The organism is Arenimonas sp., from assembly GCF_022842045.1.
In the GTDB taxonomy this organism is placed as follows: domain Bacteria; phylum Pseudomonadota; class Gammaproteobacteria; order Xanthomonadales; family Xanthomonadaceae; genus Arenimonas.
In genome coordinates this window covers 23,841-37,862 of sequence record NZ_JALHQI010000028.1, presented here as the reverse complement: position 1 = coordinate 37,862, position 14,022 = coordinate 23,841, and the positions used below count along the sequence as shown (strand labels likewise).

The following is a 14,022-nucleotide window of genomic DNA, read 5'->3' as shown; positions in this document are numbered from 1 at the left end:
GTGCAGCCGTGCGCGATCGCGCGCGTGCCGAGTTCGGCGGCGCGCTTGAGCGCGGCGTCCACGATCAGGTAGCGGTCGGACACCAGCAGCGGGTACTGCCCCTGGTAGCCCTCGCCCGCCATCACGAAGGGCTTCACGAAGCCGTCCCAGATCGCCGGCCCGCCGTCGACGGTGACGTGGCTGGCGGCCCCCAGCTCGGCCGCGCGTGCCTCGATGTAGGCCCGCTCCTCCGCATCCACGCCGCCGGTATCGGCGAACACGGTATGCACCGCCCAGCCGCGCTCCCTGAGCCACGGGATGCAGAAGCTGGTGTCGAGGCCGCCGGAGAAGGCGAGGACGATGGGGCTAGGCTGGGTCATGGGGTGGGTCCGGGGGAAGAAGGAAGAAACAGGAACTAGTGAAGAGGAAATAGGAACTAGTGGAGAAGCTCATTGCTGAGGCGGAACGCTGTTGCTGGTTCCTGGCTCCTCTTCACTAGTTCCTGGCTATTGATTCGCAAGCGCCGCCATCACGGCCTTCTGCACATGCAGCCGGTTCTCGGCTTCCTCGATGGCGATGCAGTACGGCGCATCCATCACGCCATCGGTCGCCTTCACGTTGCGGCGCAGCGGCAGGCAATGGCTGAACACGCCGTTGTTGGTGAGCGCCATCTTGGCCTCGTCGACGATGAAGTGCCTGTGCGCGTCGCGGATGGGCTTTTCCTGCTCCCAGCGGCCGAAGAACGGGATCGCGCCCCAGCTCTTGGCGTACACCACGTCGGCGCCGGTGTAGGCCTCGGTGATGTCGTGGCTCATGCGGAAGCTGCCGCCGGACTCGGCCACGTTGTCGCGGGCCCAGCCCAGGTAGCGCTCGTCCAGCGCGTACTCGGGCGTCGGGCACAGCAGGGTCACGTCCATGCCCATCCGGGTCGCGATGGTCAGCGCCGAGTTGGCCACGGCCGTGTTGAGCGGCTTGGGGTGGTAGGTCCAGGTCAGCACGAACTTCTTGCCGCGCAGGTCGGGCGTACCGAAGTGCTCCTGCAGCGCCAGCGCGTGCGCCAGCTCCTGGCAGGGGTGGGTGATGGTCTCGAGGTTGATCACCGGCACGGTCGAGTACTTCGCGAAAGCACGCAGCACCCGGTCCTCGCGGTCCACCGACCAGTCCTGGAACTTCGGGAAGGCGCGCACCGCCACCAGGTCCACGTAGCGCGACAGCACCCGCGCCACTTCGGCGATGTGCTCCTCGGCCTCGCCGTCCATCACCGTGCCGACGTCGAACTCGATCGGCCACGCGTCCTTGCCCGGCTGCAGCACCACCGCATGCCCGCCCAGCTGGAATGCGCCCAGCTCGAAGCTGGTGCGGGTGCGCAGCGAAGGATTGAAGAAGACCAGAGCGATGGACTTGCCCTTGAGCTGGTCGCCGGCCTTGCTCCGCTTGAACGCCGCCGCCTGCGCGAGCGCCGCGTCGAGCTCGGCGCGGGTCCAGTCCTGGGTGTTGAGGAAATGCTTCATGGTGGGGTCCTGGTGGAAACCAAAAACAAAAAACCCAGCGCAAGGCTGGGTTTTTCCGGTGAACAAGCGGTGACGTCCGGGTTACCCAGCTGGCGTGGCGGATTCCGGTCGGCGCGCGCGAGACGTCATGCCCGCCGCCATGTAGGCGGAGCTGAGGATGTCGGCAGGGGCGGCGCAGGGGCTCATTGGGTGGCGAGTATGCCGGGGGCGGGCCGGGGCCGCAACTCAGCGGGCCGCAGCCGCCGCGTCGTCGGGGGTCACCGAGACCCGGATGCGCAGGCGGTTGCCCGGGTCATACGGCAGGCGGGACATGTATTTTTCGCCCTTGTACATGTATTCGACGTCGTAGCCGACCACCCGGGATTCCTCGCGCTCGACCTCGACCAGCTGGCAGCCGCGGGCCTCGGCCTCTTGGCGCTGGCGGGCGATGTTGTTGCCGATGGCGCCGCCGGCGACCGCACCCACCACGGTGGCGGCCTTGCGGCCGTCGCCCTTGCCGACCTGGTTGCCCAGCGCCGCGCCGACCAGCGCGCCGATCACGGTGCCGCCGGTGGTGCGGCCGGTGCTGCGGTACTCGACCTCGTCGCAGCGCTCTTCCGGGGTGCGGGTGACGACCCGCTCGACCACCTCATCGGCGCGCAGCACCTGCGCGTAGCCATAGCTGACGTTCTCGGGGACCGCGGGGGCGTAGGAGTCGTCGCCGTAATCGTCGCCGGCGTACTGGGCAAGCGCCGGGCCGGACATCGCCAGCAGCAGGATCGGAAGGGTTCGGATGGCGGCAGTCATCAAACGTTCTCCGTGGGGCGGCCGGGCCGTGTCGCCCGGGGGCGATGGATCGGGCAGCGGCGACCCCGGGATTAAAGCCCCGAGCGCCTGAACCCAAGCCTAAGATTTTCGTTAAGCCTGCCCGCCGGGCTTGCTAGACTCAGGCTTTCCGTTCGTGCCCTACCATGGAACTGCGCCTCTACAACAACCTTACCCGCCGGCTCGAGGCCTTCGAGCCCGCCGACCCGCGCCGGGTCACGATGTACGTCTGCGGACCGACGGTCTACAACTACGTGCACATCGGCAACGCCCGCCCGCCGGTGGTGTTCGGCGTGCTGGCCCGGCTGCTGCGCCGCCACTATCCGCGCCTGGTCTACGCCCGCAACATCACCGACGTGGACGACAAGATCAACCAGGCCGCCAAGGACCAGGGCGTGCCGATCAACGTGATCACCGATCGCTTCGCCGCCGCCTACCACGAGGACATGGCGCGCCTGGGCGTGGATCCGCCGGACGTGGTGCCCTATGCCACCGCCCACATCCCGCACATCATCTCGATGATCGAGCGGCTCATCGCCTCCGGCCACGCGTACGCGGCCGAAGGCCACGTGCTGTTCTCGGTGGCCAGCTTCCCCGACTACGGCAAGCTCTCGCGCCGCGACCCGGACGAGATGCTGGCCGGCGCCCGCGTCGAAGTGGCCCCCTACAAGCGCGACGCCGGCGATTTCGTGCTTTGGAAGCCGTCCACCCCCGACCTGCCCGGCTGGGACTCGCCCTGGGGCGTGGGCCGCCCGGGCTGGCACATCGAGTGCTCGGCCATGGCCGAGACCCACCTGGGCGACACCATCGACATCCACGGTGGCGGCGTCGACCTGCAGTTCCCGCACCACGAGAACGAAGTGGCGCAGAGCACCTGCGCCCACGGCGGCCAGGTGTTCGCCCGCTTCTGGCTGCACAACGGCATGCTCAACCTGGGCGGCGCCAAGATGTCCAAGTCGGTGGGCAACGTGTACCTGGTGCACGACCTGCTCGACCAGCACCCGCCCGAAGCCCTGCGCTACGCCCTGCTCTCGGCCCACTACCGGCAGCCCCTGGACTGGTCCGACGCGCTCATCGACCAGTGCGTGCGCACGCTCGACCGGCTGTACGGCACGCTGCGCGACCTGGCCGACGTGCCCGCGGTCGAGCCGATGGTGCCGTTCGAGGTCGAGTCGGCGCTGTGCGACGACCTCAACACGCCGGCGGCGCTGGCCGAGCTCTCGCGCATCGCCGGCGAGGCCCGCAAGGCCACCAGCCCCATCGCCCGCGCCAGCCTGAAGGCCGAGTTGCTCGGCGGCGGCTTGCTGCTGGGTTTGCTGCAGCAACGGCCGGAGGCCTGGTTCAGCCGCGGCAGCGAGGACGGCGACGACGCCCGCATCCAGGCCTTGGTGGACGAACGCAACGCCGCCAAGCGCGCCCGTGATTTCCTGCGCGCCGACGCCATCCGCAAGCAGCTGGCCGAGGAAGGCATCCTGCTCGAGGACACCGCCCAGGGCGTGCGCTGGAGGCGCGGCTGATGCGGCCGACCGAAGCCAGCGCCGCGCTGGCCCAGGCCGCGATCGCCGAGGAGTTCGCCTTCTTCGGCGACTGGTCCGAGCGCTACCAGTACCTGATCGACCTGGGCCGCAAGCTGCCGACGTTCCCCGAGGACTGGAAGACCGAGGCCAACCGCCTGCACGGCTGCCAGTCGATGGTCTGGATCGTCGCCGAGGGCGATGCCGAGGCGTTGGAGTTCCACGCCATCAGTGATTCCACCATCGTCTCCGGCCTCATCTACCTCGCGCTGCGCGTCTACTCCGGGCGCAGCGCCGCCGAGATCCTGGCCACCACGCCGGACTACATCGCCGGCATCGGCCTGGCCAAGCACCTCTCGCCCACCCGCAGCAACGGCCTGGCCTCGCTGCTGGCCTTCATCCAGGACACCGCCCGCCGGAACCTGCCCGCCCAGGAGTAAACGCATGCCCCACGCCCGCCGCCTGCTGGCGATCTGCCTCGCCGCCGCCCTCGCCGCCCCCGTCGCCGCGCACGCCAGCGGCGACGGGCTGGCACCCGCGCTGGCCGAGATGCCCGCCAGCACGCAGCGGCTGGCGCCGGTGGTGGCGCGCTTCCGCAGCGACCTGGCCAGCCTCGAGCGCGTGCGCGACATTACCGCTGGCCCGCGCCGCGAGGCCGCGCTGCGCGAGCTGTACCGGGCCTGGCAGGCGCGCCTGGCCGAGATCGACCCGGCCCCGCTCGGCCTCGAGGACCGCCTCGACCACGCGCTGATGACGCGCGAACTCGGTTACCGCCTCGGCCAGCTCGACTTCAGTCGCGGCCGCTACGCCGAAGCCGCGCCGCTGCTGCCCGGCGTGGACGCGCTGATCGCGCTGGCCGAGGCGCGCCGCGCGCTGGAGTATCCCGACGCCCGCGCCAGCGCCGAGGTGCTCGATCGCAGCCGCCGCGCGCTGGCCGACCTGCAGTCGCGGCTCGAGAAGAACCCCAGGGCGCTGGGCACCTCGCCCATCGTCGCCTTCCGCGCCGCGCGCCTGCTCGACGCGGTGCGCGAGGACCTGCGCCAGTGGCATGGCTTCCACGCCGGCTACGACCCCGACTTCACCTGGTGGACGCGCCAGCCCTACGAGGCGCTGGACAAGCAGATGGAGGGCCACGCCAAGCTACTGCGCGACAAGCTCGCCGGCGCCAACGACCCCGAGACCATCATCGGCGATCCGATCGGGCGCGAGGCGCTGCTCACCGGGCTGCGCCACGAACTGATTCCCTACACGCCCGAACAGCTGATGGACCTGGCCGAGCGCGAGCTGGCCTGGTGCCAGCGCGAACTGGCCAAGGCCGCCGCCGAAATGGGCCAGGACGACTGGCGCCGCGCGCTGGAGATCGTCAAGTCGCGCCACCCGGCCCCGGGCGAGCAGCCGAAGCTGGTGGTCGAGCTGGCGGACGAAGCCATCGCCTTCATGGAATCCAACGACCTGCTGACCGTGCCCGAGCTGGCCAAGCGCGACTGGCGCATGACCATGCTCACGCCGGAGTACCAGCTGCAGGCGCCGTTCTTCCTCGGCGGCCAGGACGTGTGGGTGGCCTACCCCACCGACACCATGCCGCACGACAAGAAGCTGATGGCGCTGCGCGGCAACAACCGACATTTCTCCCGCGCCGTGGTGCACCACGAGCTGATCCCGGGCCACCACCTGCAGTACTTCTACAACACCCGCTACCAGCCGCACCGCGAGCTGTTCGACACGCCGTTCTGGGGCGAGGGCTGGGCGCTGTACTGGGAGTTCCGCCTGTGGGACCTGGGCTTCGCGAAGACGCCCGAGGACAGGATCGGCATGCTGTTCTGGCGCAGCCACCGCGCCGCGCGCATTCTGTTCTCGCTGGGCTTCCACCTGGGGGAGATGACGCCAGACGAGGCCGTGGAACTGCTAGTCGAGCGCGTCGGCCACGAGCGCGAGAACGCCCGCGCCGAGGTGCGCCGCAGCTTCGCGGGCGACTATGGCCCGCTGTACCAGATCGCCTACATGGTCGGCGGCCTGCAGTTCCAGGCGCTGCACCGCGAGATGGTGGCCAACGGCGGAATGAGCGAACGCCAGTTCCACGACGCCATCCTCAAGGGTGGGCCGATGCCGGTATCGATGGTGCGTGCCCGCTTGCGCGGCGATGCCCTGGCCGACGGCCTCCCGGAGCCCTGGAAGTTCTACGACTTCAGCGGCATGCGCTGAAGCCGTGAGCTAGCCAAAGATCGGGGGCCGCGAGGCTCAGCGCTTCCCGAGCTTGTTCTCGTACATCAGCGCGTCGGCCTCCGCCAACAGGGCTTCGATGGAGCCCTTCCCGCCCGAGTGCGTCACGTGGCCGACGCTGTAGGCCAGGTCATACCCACGCTTGGCGCTCGCGTTGTACTGGCGAACCGCCTCGGAGAACCGGGACAGCACCAGGTCCAGGGTCGCGTCGTCGGCGTCGCCCAGGAGCACCGCGAACTCGTCGCCACCAATGCGGCCGAACACGTCGGTTTCGCGGAACACGCTGCGCATGCGTTCGGCGAAGGCCACCAGGGCCTTGTCGCCCTCGGCGTGACCGAAGGTGTCGTTGATCTCCTTGAAGCCGTCGAGGTCGAAGAACACCATCGTGGCCCGGGTTCCGGCACGGACCGCCAGGTTCAGGCTGTGCTGGCCCAGCGTCATGAAGCCGCGGCGGTTGGAGATCAGCGTCAACTCATCCAGGGTGGACAACTGCACCGCCGCGATTTCCTGCTCCGCCATCGCGGCCAGGTCGCGCAGCAAGGCCAGGTCGTCCTCGGAGAAATGCCGGGGCTCACGGTCGATGATGCACAGGGTGCCGATCTTGCTGCCGTTGAGTATCTTCAGGGGGCAGCCCGCATAGAACCGGATGTTGGGGTTCTCCGTGACCAGCGGGTTGTCGAGGAAACGTTCGTCCTGACTGGCGTCAGGAATCAGCAGGATGTCATCCCCGAGGATGGCGTGGCCGCAAAAAGACAGGTCGCGCGAAGTCTCCGTGGCGTCAAGGCCCTGGTTGGACTTGAACCATTGCCGGTTGGCATCGATCAGGCTGACCAGCGAGATGGGGACGCCGAACATCCGCCGGGCCATCCGCGTCAGGCGGTCGAAGCGCTCTTCGGGGGCGGTGTCGAGCAGATTGAGCGCACGCAAGGTTTCCAGGCGGCTGCGCTCATCCGACGGCAATGGGGCTGGTTTCATGAGGGGTGTCCAGGCGGGGCTGCCGCGCAAGGATACCTTCTGCGCCCGGAACTTACCTTGATGGATGCCTCAGTCGCGCGGAAAGCAAAAAGGCCCCGCGATTCGCGGGGCCTTTCGCCTTTATGCCTGCGTGGCAGGCTTCATGGTCACTCGCCCATTTGTTTCTGGCGGTGTTCCCAGCGTTCCTGGGCATCGATGGTGCGTTCGGCGGTGAGGCGGGCCTCGAGGCGGTCGAGGCCGATTTCTTCGCCCGTGTCCACGCAGTAGCCGTAGCTGCCGTCCTCGATGCGCTTGAGCGTGCTGTCGATCTTGCTGATCAGCTTGCGGTAGCGGTCGCGGGTGCGCAGCTCCAGGCTGTTCTCGGACTCACGGCTGGCGCGCTCGGCCTCGTCGCCGACGTCACGCACTTCTTCCTTGAGGTTCTCGATGGTCTGCTTGGACTCCTCGACCAGGTCGTCCTTCCACTGCAGCAGGCGCTGGCGGAAGTACTCGAGCTGCATCGGGCCCATGTACTCCTCCTTGGCCGACGGCTTGTAGCCGGCGGGCAGGGTCACGCGCTCGCGCGTGGGCGCAGGCTTGATGCGCTCGGGACGCGGCGCGGTCGGCTTGACGTAGCCGGCGCGGACGCCCGCTTCGCGCTTCGGCGCCGGGGCCGGCTTGACGACGGGCGCCGCGGCCTTGGGCGCGGGGGCCGGCGCAGGCTTGGCCTTCGCCGCAGTTGCGGGCTTGGCCGCGGGCTTCGGCGCCGGCGACTTGGCGGCGGGCTTGGCCGCGGCTTTCGCAACCGGCTTCGGCGCGGCCTTGGCCGCGGGCTTCGGCGCAGGCTTGGCGGCCGGCTTGGCCTTCGCGACCGGCTTGGCGGCGGGCTTGGCGGGCTTGCGGGCCGCGGACTTCGCAACCGGCTTTGCAGCGGGCTTGGCGGAGTTCTTGGCGGGCTTGGCAGCCGGCTTCGCCTTCGCGGCGGGTTTCGTGACCTTCTTGATGGGTTTTACAGCCTTTTTGGCGGGTTTGGCGGCCGGCTTGGCCTTGGCAACCGGCTTCTTCACCGGCTTGCTGGCCTTGACGGGCTTCTTGGTGGCCGGCTTGGCGGCCTTCTTGATGGGTTTCTTAGCGGCCACTAGGGCGATTCCTCTCTTTCCTTGAGGCTCGAAGGCGGCGTGTTATAGCCTAGTCCTTCACCAGCGGCAACCTTATGCCTGCCGCCCTTCCGAAGCAATCAGTGAAAAAACCCGTCATCCTGCTCCTGCGCGGCTACAAGCTGGCGATCAGCCCGCTGCTGGGCCAGCGATGCCGGTTCTACCCCAGTTGCTCGGAGTACACGATGCAGGCGATCGACCGCTTCGGCGTGGTGCGCGGCGGTTGGCTGGGCGCCAAGCGCATCGGCCGCTGCCACCCGCTCAACGAAGGCGGCCTGGACCCGGTTCCGGACGCCTGGCCCGACAAGAAGACGCCATGACCCACGGATCCACCCTCGCCAGCCCGCCCGACGGCACCCGGCGCCATGGCGGCATCGCAATGCCCGCCACCGCCGTCCCGAGCATCGGGCGCATATGCTTGCTGGCCCTGCTCGCCGGGCTGCTGGCCGCGCCCTTCGCTTTCGCGACCGCCCTGCCCGCCTCCGCCTCGGCGCCTGACCCGGACCGCATCGTCTTCCCCGCCGAGGTGTCGCAGGGCGCGATGGTGATCGGCAAGGTGCCACCCGGCAGCACGGTGAGGCATGCCGGCCGAACGCTTCGCGTCACCGGCTATGGCAGCGTGGTGTTCGGCGTCGGCCGCGACGCGGATTCTCCGGTGAAGGTGGAAGTGGTTCGCCCCGATGGCCGAGCCGACACCGTCGCGATCGCGGTCGCTAAGCGCGATTGGCCGATCGAGCGCGTGGACGGCGTGCCGCCGAAGACCGTGGACCCGCCGCCCGGCATCGCCGAGCGCATCCGGCGCGAGCAGGCCACCGTGACCGCGGCCCGTGCCGCCGACGAGCCGCGCACCGACTTCGTACAGACGTTCATCTGGCCGGTGCAGGGCCGCATCAGCGGCCGCTTTGGCAACCAGCGCGTCTACAACGGCAAGCCGGGCAGCGCGCACTCGGGCATGGACATCGCCGCGCCGAACGGCACCCCGGTGCGGGCGCCGGCCGCGGGCGTGGTCACGCTGGCCGCGAACGACTTCTACCTCACCGGCGGCACCCTGCTGCTCGACCACGGCCACGGCATCAGCTCCAACTTCCTGCATCTCTCGCGCATCGACGTCCAGGTCGGCGACCGCATCGAGCAGGGCCAGGTGATCGGTGCCGTCGGCGCCACCGGCCGCGCCACCGGCCCCCACCTGCACTGGGGCATGAACTGGTTCGACGTCCGCATCGACCCGCTCCTCGTCCTCGAGAAGTGATGGTTTTGTTTTTTGCCACGGATGAATACCTGACCCCACAATGCGAAACGGCGCCACGAAGGCGCCGTTCCGGCTCACGGTGGGGCAGGACTCAGCGGGGCTGGAGGCCGTCGGGGACGGCGGTGTAGCCGCCGGGGATGCCCTTCGTAGCCACGGCGACCGCGTCGTGCGGGTGCAGGCTCTCGTGGTGCGAGGCGCGCAGCCAGAAGTCGCTGATGCGCTCGTCCTGGTCCAGCGCGTCCTGGATGCGTCGGGCCGCGTCCTCGCAGAACATCAGGTTTTGGCCATTGAGCAGCGCGAAGGCCTGCTCGTCGATGCGCTTGACGGCGGTCTGCACCGGCGTCTTCAGGGCATCCTCGATGCGGTCGATGATCTCGACGATCGGGAAATCGGCGAACGACGGCACCAGGCGCAGCTTCACCGTCGCAAAGCTGCGCTGGCTGTGCGGCGTGGCGCGGATGCCCTGTTCGCTGCCCAGCCAGGCCATCACGGCGTCGCGGTCGAGCGGCTTGCCGGCGGCGAAGTCGGCGTCGAACTGCTCCTGGATCAGCTGGCGCGCTAGCGCCGCCGAGCACGGGCAGGTGCTCGAGTACGCCGCCTCGACGCCCAGCTCGAGCGCGAAGTGGCCGCGGTCCATCACGCCGGTGATGCTGACCGGGTAGCTCTTCCAGCCGCTGTTGTCGCTGGCCAGCGCCGCGCGGCGCACCAGGTGGTCGAAGCGCAGGCTGACCATGGCGCGGTCGGACAGGTCGGCATGCGACTCCAGGAAGTCCTTCAGCAGGCGGCGGATCGAGGCCGGCGTCATCGGCTCGGCCGACAGCGCCTTGTCCACGTGCAGGTACAGGCGCGACATGTGGATGCCGCGCACGTCGCCGCGCTTGAGGTTGACGAAGGCGTTGACGCGGGCGCCGCTGCTGACCGTCCGGCCATTGTCGGCCTGCAGGGCCACGGGCATCTCGATCTCGCCCATGCCGACCCAGTCGAGCACGCCGGACAGGGCCGGGCGGGCTTCGGCCGCGATGTCGGGCATCACGCGGGCGGTGTTCTCAAGATTCTTCGGGGCCACGACGGCTCTCCTGTTCAGTGTCACGGCAAGCTAGATGAGGGCGGGTGCAGGCTACGTCAAGTTGGCGGCGGGCGCCCCGGGGATCGCGAAACAATGCGTTTCAGCCCGCCTGGGCCAGTCGCCAGGCGCGCCAAAGGCTGGCCACGGCCGGCGGCGGGTCGAAACCACGGCCGGCGGCGAGCCGCTGCAGGCGCGCGCGGTCGAAGCCGGTGCGCAGCCGCCGGTACAGGCTGGACGGGCGCCCGGGTGTCGGCAGGGCCATGAGCAGCTCGCGCGCCCAGTCGCGCAGCAGCGCCTCGCCCTGCCCTTCGGCGACCTGGGCCACGGTCAGGCCATGGCGCGCCAGCAGGGCCAGCGGCAGTCGCGCCTGGTCCTCGGCCACCAGGCCGTGCGGCAGGCGGTGCAGCAGCAGGTTCACGGCCACGGCGCCAACCGGTGGAGCGGCCTCGTGCAGGCCGGCCTCGATCGCGGCGATCGCTTCGGCCAGCGGCGAGACCTGCGCCAGCGCATGCGCGGCATCGGCGGGCCGGCCATCGAAGCTGGCTTGTTCGAGCACAGCGCGTGCCAGCGCTGCCCACGGCAACGCCGGCGGCAGTTCGGCGCACACCGGGTGCCGGCCGGCGCCGCGCGCCACCAGCAGCAGTTCCTCGGCCCACCACTGCGACTTGGCGGCGGTGACGCGTGGGTCGCTCAATTCGAAAGTCGCCTCGCGCAGCTCGTGCAGCAGCACGCCCCAGGCGCGGAACACGGGACGCCGCTCCGGCGGGCAAAACACTTCGGCCAGGGCCATTTCCGGTTCGCGCCGGTGCCACTTGTCGACGAAGTGCGCGGTCGGGTCGGCGGCGGTGGTCATGGCGACAGCAAGCCCGAGGCGAGCAGGCCGGCGGCGCCGTCGAAGGCGTGGTCGGCGCCCCACTGCGATGGATCCTCGTGCGGCTCGCGGTAACCCCACAGCGCGGCCACGGAGGGCATGCCGGCGGCGCGGGCAGCTTCGATGTCGCGCTGGTCGTCGCCGACATAAACCGCGTCGCCCGGTGCCACGCCCAACTGCGCGCACGCGAACAGCAGCGGCTCGGGGTCGGGCTTGCGCCGCGGCAGCGTGTCGCCACCCACCAGCACCCTGCAGCGCGTGGTCCAGCCGAAGCCCTCGACGACGCCGCGCGCCAGTGCTTCGGGCTTGTTGGTGACGATGCCCCAGGCGATGCCGCGCGCATCCAGCGCCGCCAGCAGTTCGGCGACGCCGCCGAAGGCCACGCTGTCGTTCGCCAGCGCTTCGCCGTAGTAGGCGAGGAACGGCGCCAGCCGGGCCTCGCGGGCGTCGGCGTCCAGATCGGGCAGCGCCACCGCCAGCATCGCGCGACCGCCCTTGGAGACCACCTGGCGCAGCCGCGACAGCGCCACCGGGGGCCGACCCAGGTCGGCCAGCACGCGGTTCACGGCGTTGCAGAGGTCGGGGGCGCTGTCGACCAGGGTGCCATCGAGGTCGAACAACACCGCGCGCGGCGGCATCGGCATCAGGCTTTCACCGCGCGCGCGAGGTAGTTGATGGCGGTCGGCCCGCCGACCCAGGCCTTGCGGCGGATCGGGTCGTAGGCCAGGCCGCTGACGTCCTCGGCCTGCAGGCCGGCGGCGCGCAGCCAGGCCGCCAGTTCGGACGGCTTGATGAACTGCTTGTAGTCGTGGGTGCCCTTGGGCAGCAGGCGAGCGACGTACTCGGCGCCGACGATGGCCACGGCGAACGCGGCGGGCGTGCGGTTGAGCGTGGACAGGAACAGCCGGCCGCCGGGCTTGAGCAGCGCGGCGCATGCGCGCACCACGGCCGCCGGATCAGGCACGTGCTCGAGCATTTCCATGCAGGTGATGGCGTCGAAGCTGGCGGGCTGTTCGGCGGCCAACGACTCGACCGACTGCAGGCGATAGTCGACCTGCAGGCCCGATTCGAGCAGGTGCAGCCTGGCGACGTCGATGAGCTCCGGGGCGAGGTCGAGCGCGGTGACCTTCGCGCCCTCGCGGGCCAGGGCCTCGCTGAGCAGGCCGGCACCGCAGCCGACGTCGAGGACGCGGGCGCCGGCGAGCGTCGTGCCCCGCCGCACGTAGCCGAGGCGCGCCGGGTTGAGTTCATGCAGCGGTCGCTGCGGGCCCTGCGGGTCCCACCAGCGATTGGCCAGGGCGCCGAACTTGTCGAGCTCGGCCTGGCTGGCGTTGGCGGCCGGCGCGCTCACGCCTCGCTCCGGATGCCGGCGATGCGCTCGCGCCAGCCCCGCGCCTTGGCGCGGATGGCGTCGGCGTCAAGGTCGACCAGCCGGCCATCGGCCAACTTGCGCACGCCCGCGACCCACACGTCCGACACCTGGTGGCGGCCGGTGGCGTAAACGAGCTGGGAGATGGCGTGGTACATCGGCTGCGTTTCCAGCGGATCGAGGTCGATGCAGGCCAGGTCGGCCTGCTTGCCCGGCTCGAGCGAGCCGATGCGTTCGCCCAGGCCCATGGCCCGGGCGCTGCCCAGGGTAGCCATGTGCAGCGTGCTGGCGGCGTCAAGCGCCGAGGCGTCGCCCGACACGCCCTTCGAGAGCAGCGCCGCGGTGCGCATCTCGCCCAACATGTCGAGGTCGTTGTTGCTGGCCGCTCCGTCGGTGCCGAGCGCGAGGTTGACGCCGGCCAGCTGCAGCCTGCGGGTCGGGCAAAAGCCCGAGGCCAGCTTGAGGTTGGACTCGGGGCAGTGCACCACGGACACGCCGCGCTCGGCGCACAGCGCGATCTCGGCGTCGGTGAGGTCGGTCATGTGCACCGCCATCAGGCGGTCGTTGACCAGGCCCAGGCGTTCGAGGCGCGCGAGCTGGCGGCTGCCGTGCTGCTTGATCGCCTCGACGTTCTCGTGCGCGGTCTCGTGGATGTGGCAGTGCACCACCAGGTCGAGCTGGTCGGCCAGCATCCGGATGCGCTCGAACGCGGCGTCGTTCACCGTGTAGGGCGCGTGCGGCACGAAGCAGGTGGACACGAGCGGGTCGCGCCGCCAGTTGTCGTGGACTTCCAGGCCCTTGTCGAAGTATTCGTCCTGGGTGCGGGCCCAGGCCGTCGGGAAGTCGATGACCGGCAGGCCGACCAGCGCGCGGAAACCCAGCCGGGAATACGTGGCGGCCTGGATGTCGGGGAAGAAGTAGTTCTCGGCGCAGGCGGTGGTGCCGCCGCGCAGCATCTCGGCCACGGCCAGCTCGATGCCGTCGGCGACGAAGGCAGGCCCGATCACCTTGGCCTCGATCGGCCAGATGTGCTGCTGCAGCCAGGTCATCAGCGGCAGGTCGTCGGCGACGCCGCGCATCAGCGTCATCGGGTTGTGGCAGTGGGCATTGACCAGCCCGGGGATCAGCACCGAACCCGGGCGGCTCACCACCTGGGCGGCGGCGAACGCGGCCCGGGCCTCGGACCGCGGCAGCACCGCCAGGATGCGGTCGCCGCGGATGGCCACGGCGTGATCGGCCAGGACCACGCCGTGCGGGACCACCGGCACGACCCAGCCGGCTTCGATCAGCAGGTCGCAGGCTTGGGGGGCGGCCGGGGTCGTCATCGG

The 14,022-nt window shown here is 70.1% G+C and carries 15 protein-coding genes; 5 read left to right on the top strand and 10 right to left on the bottom strand.

The features are described from left to right. The 3 genes from Q0C12_RS07860 to Q0C12_RS07850 all read right to left on the bottom strand — a co-directional run. On the bottom strand, positions 1-359 hold a 359-nt coding region (locus Q0C12_RS07860; protein ID WP_290888584.1), incomplete at its 3' end, for an argininosuccinate synthase domain-containing protein. Between the two features lie 126 nt (positions 360-485). Then, on the bottom strand, positions 486-1,490 hold the full coding sequence (locus Q0C12_RS07855; protein WP_290888580.1) for an N-acetylornithine carbamoyltransferase: 1,005 nt from the start codon (positions 1,488-1,490) through the stop codon (positions 486-488). A 225-nt stretch (positions 1,491-1,715) separates the two neighbouring features. Next, the gene (locus Q0C12_RS07850; RefSeq protein WP_290888578.1) at positions 1,716-2,276 is read right to left on the bottom strand and encodes a glycine zipper 2TM domain-containing protein; all 561 of its coding nucleotides are present in this window, start codon (positions 2,274-2,276) and stop codon (positions 1,716-1,718) included. Positions 2,277-2,440: 164 nt separating this feature from the next. Between Q0C12_RS07850 and cysS the strand changes: the two genes are divergently transcribed. Genes cysS through Q0C12_RS07835 form a run of 3 tightly spaced genes read left to right on the top strand, consistent with a single transcriptional unit; the run spans position 2,441 to position 6,010 of the window. Further along, positions 2,441-3,811: a cysteine--tRNA ligase gene (cysS, locus tag Q0C12_RS07845; protein WP_290888575.1), complete on the top strand. Its 1,371-nt coding sequence runs from the start codon at positions 2,441-2,443 to the stop codon at positions 3,809-3,811. Then, positions 3,811-4,248 (top strand): SufE family protein, encoded by a 438-nt coding sequence (locus Q0C12_RS07840; protein WP_290888573.1) that lies wholly within the window; start codon positions 3,811-3,813, stop codon positions 4,246-4,248. The genes cysS and Q0C12_RS07840 overlap by 1 nt, the downstream gene beginning before the upstream one ends. A gap of 4 nt (positions 4,249-4,252) precedes the next feature. Further along, entirely contained in the window at positions 4,253-6,010 is a 1,758-nt protein-coding gene (locus tag Q0C12_RS07835; protein ID WP_290888570.1) for a DUF885 family protein, read from the top strand. Between the two features lie 36 nt (positions 6,011-6,046). Here the strand turns inward: Q0C12_RS07835 and Q0C12_RS07830 are convergent, their stop codons facing one another. Both Q0C12_RS07830 and dksA read right to left on the bottom strand, forming a co-directional pair. After that, positions 6,047-7,003: a sensor domain-containing diguanylate cyclase gene (locus Q0C12_RS07830; RefSeq protein WP_290888567.1), complete on the bottom strand. Its 957-nt coding sequence runs from the start codon at positions 7,001-7,003 to the stop codon at positions 6,047-6,049. A gap of 146 nt (positions 7,004-7,149) precedes the next feature. Then, positions 7,150-8,121 carry an RNA polymerase-binding protein DksA gene (dksA, locus tag Q0C12_RS07825; RefSeq protein ID WP_290888564.1) on the bottom strand — a complete coding sequence of 324 codons (972 nt, stop codon included), beginning with the start codon at positions 8,119-8,121 and terminating at the stop codon, positions 7,150-7,152. Positions 8,122-8,195: 74 nt separating this feature from the next. Between dksA and yidD the strand changes: the two genes are divergently transcribed. Together yidD and Q0C12_RS07815 are read left to right on the top strand one after the other, a co-directional pair. Next, complete coding sequence (gene yidD, locus Q0C12_RS07820) at positions 8,196-8,459, top strand: membrane protein insertion efficiency factor YidD (protein WP_290888561.1); 264 nt, start codon at positions 8,196-8,198, stop codon at positions 8,457-8,459. Further along, a complete protein-coding gene (locus Q0C12_RS07815) occupies positions 8,456-9,388 on the top strand; it encodes a M23 family metallopeptidase (protein ID WP_290888558.1) in 933 nt (310 codons plus the stop codon). Before yidD ends, Q0C12_RS07815 begins: the two co-directional genes overlap by 4 nt. A gap of 91 nt (positions 9,389-9,479) precedes the next feature. On the opposite strand, the gene folE2 is transcribed toward Q0C12_RS07815, so the two are convergent. The 5 genes from folE2 to Q0C12_RS07790 all read right to left on the bottom strand — a co-directional run bounded on the left by folE2 (position 9,480) and on the right by Q0C12_RS07790 (position 14,019). After that, positions 9,480-10,418: a GTP cyclohydrolase FolE2 gene (folE2, locus tag Q0C12_RS07810; RefSeq protein WP_290888596.1), complete on the bottom strand. Its 939-nt coding sequence runs from the start codon at positions 10,416-10,418 to the stop codon at positions 9,480-9,482. 136 nt (positions 10,419-10,554) lie between these two features. Continuing rightward, on the bottom strand, positions 10,555-11,307 hold the full coding sequence (locus Q0C12_RS07805) for a hypothetical protein (RefSeq protein WP_290888555.1): 753 nt from the start codon (positions 11,305-11,307) through the stop codon (positions 10,555-10,557). Then, the gene (gene gph, locus Q0C12_RS07800) at positions 11,304-11,969 is read right to left on the bottom strand and encodes a phosphoglycolate phosphatase (RefSeq protein ID WP_290888552.1); all 666 of its coding nucleotides are present in this window, start codon (positions 11,967-11,969) and stop codon (positions 11,304-11,306) included. Before gph ends, Q0C12_RS07805 begins: the two co-directional genes overlap by 4 nt. Further along, positions 11,969-12,676: a bifunctional 2-polyprenyl-6-hydroxyphenol methylase/3-demethylubiquinol 3-O-methyltransferase UbiG gene (gene ubiG, locus Q0C12_RS07795; RefSeq protein WP_290888549.1), complete on the bottom strand. Its 708-nt coding sequence runs from the start codon at positions 12,674-12,676 to the stop codon at positions 11,969-11,971. Before ubiG ends, gph begins: the two co-directional genes overlap by 1 nt. After that, positions 12,673-14,019 carry a TRZ/ATZ family hydrolase gene (locus tag Q0C12_RS07790; protein ID WP_290888546.1) on the bottom strand — a complete coding sequence of 449 codons (1,347 nt, stop codon included), beginning with the start codon at positions 14,017-14,019 and terminating at the stop codon, positions 12,673-12,675. The genes ubiG and Q0C12_RS07790 overlap by 4 nt, the downstream gene beginning before the upstream one ends. Between the last annotated feature and the right edge of the window lie 3 nt (positions 14,020-14,022).

Coding starts and splice junctions, on each gene's coding strand:
- cysS (WP_290888575.1), top strand. CDS start 2,441: ATGGAACTGCGCCTCTACAACAACCTTACCCGCCGGCTCGAGGCCTTC.
- Q0C12_RS07815 (WP_290888558.1), top strand. CDS start 8,456: ATGACCCACGGATCCACCCTCGCCAGCCCGCCCGACGGCACCCGGCGC.
- Q0C12_RS07850 (WP_290888578.1), bottom strand. CDS start 2,276: ATGACTGCCGCCATCCGAACCCTTCCGATCCTGCTGCTGGCGATGTCC.
- Q0C12_RS07840 (WP_290888573.1), top strand. CDS start 3,811: ATGCGGCCGACCGAAGCCAGCGCCGCGCTGGCCCAGGCCGCGATCGCC.
- Q0C12_RS07805 (WP_290888555.1), bottom strand. CDS start 11,307: ATGACCACCGCCGCCGACCCGACCGCGCACTTCGTCGACAAGTGGCAC.
- yidD (WP_290888561.1), top strand. CDS start 8,196: ATGCCTGCCGCCCTTCCGAAGCAATCAGTGAAAAAACCCGTCATCCTG.
- Q0C12_RS07790 (WP_290888546.1), bottom strand. CDS start 14,019: ATGACGACCCCGGCCGCCCCCCAAGCCTGCGACCTGCTGATCGAAGCC.
- folE2 (WP_290888596.1), bottom strand. CDS start 10,418: ATGCCCGACATCGCGGCCGAAGCCCGCCCGGCCCTGTCCGGCGTGCTC.
- gph (WP_290888552.1), bottom strand. CDS start 11,969: ATGCCGATGCCGCCGCGCGCGGTGTTGTTCGACCTCGATGGCACCCTG.
- Q0C12_RS07855 (WP_290888580.1), bottom strand. CDS start 1,490: ATGAAGCATTTCCTCAACACCCAGGACTGGACCCGCGCCGAGCTCGAC.
- Q0C12_RS07835 (WP_290888570.1), top strand. CDS start 4,253: ATGCCCCACGCCCGCCGCCTGCTGGCGATCTGCCTCGCCGCCGCCCTC.
- Q0C12_RS07830 (WP_290888567.1), bottom strand. CDS start 7,003: ATGAAACCAGCCCCATTGCCGTCGGATGAGCGCAGCCGCCTGGAAACC.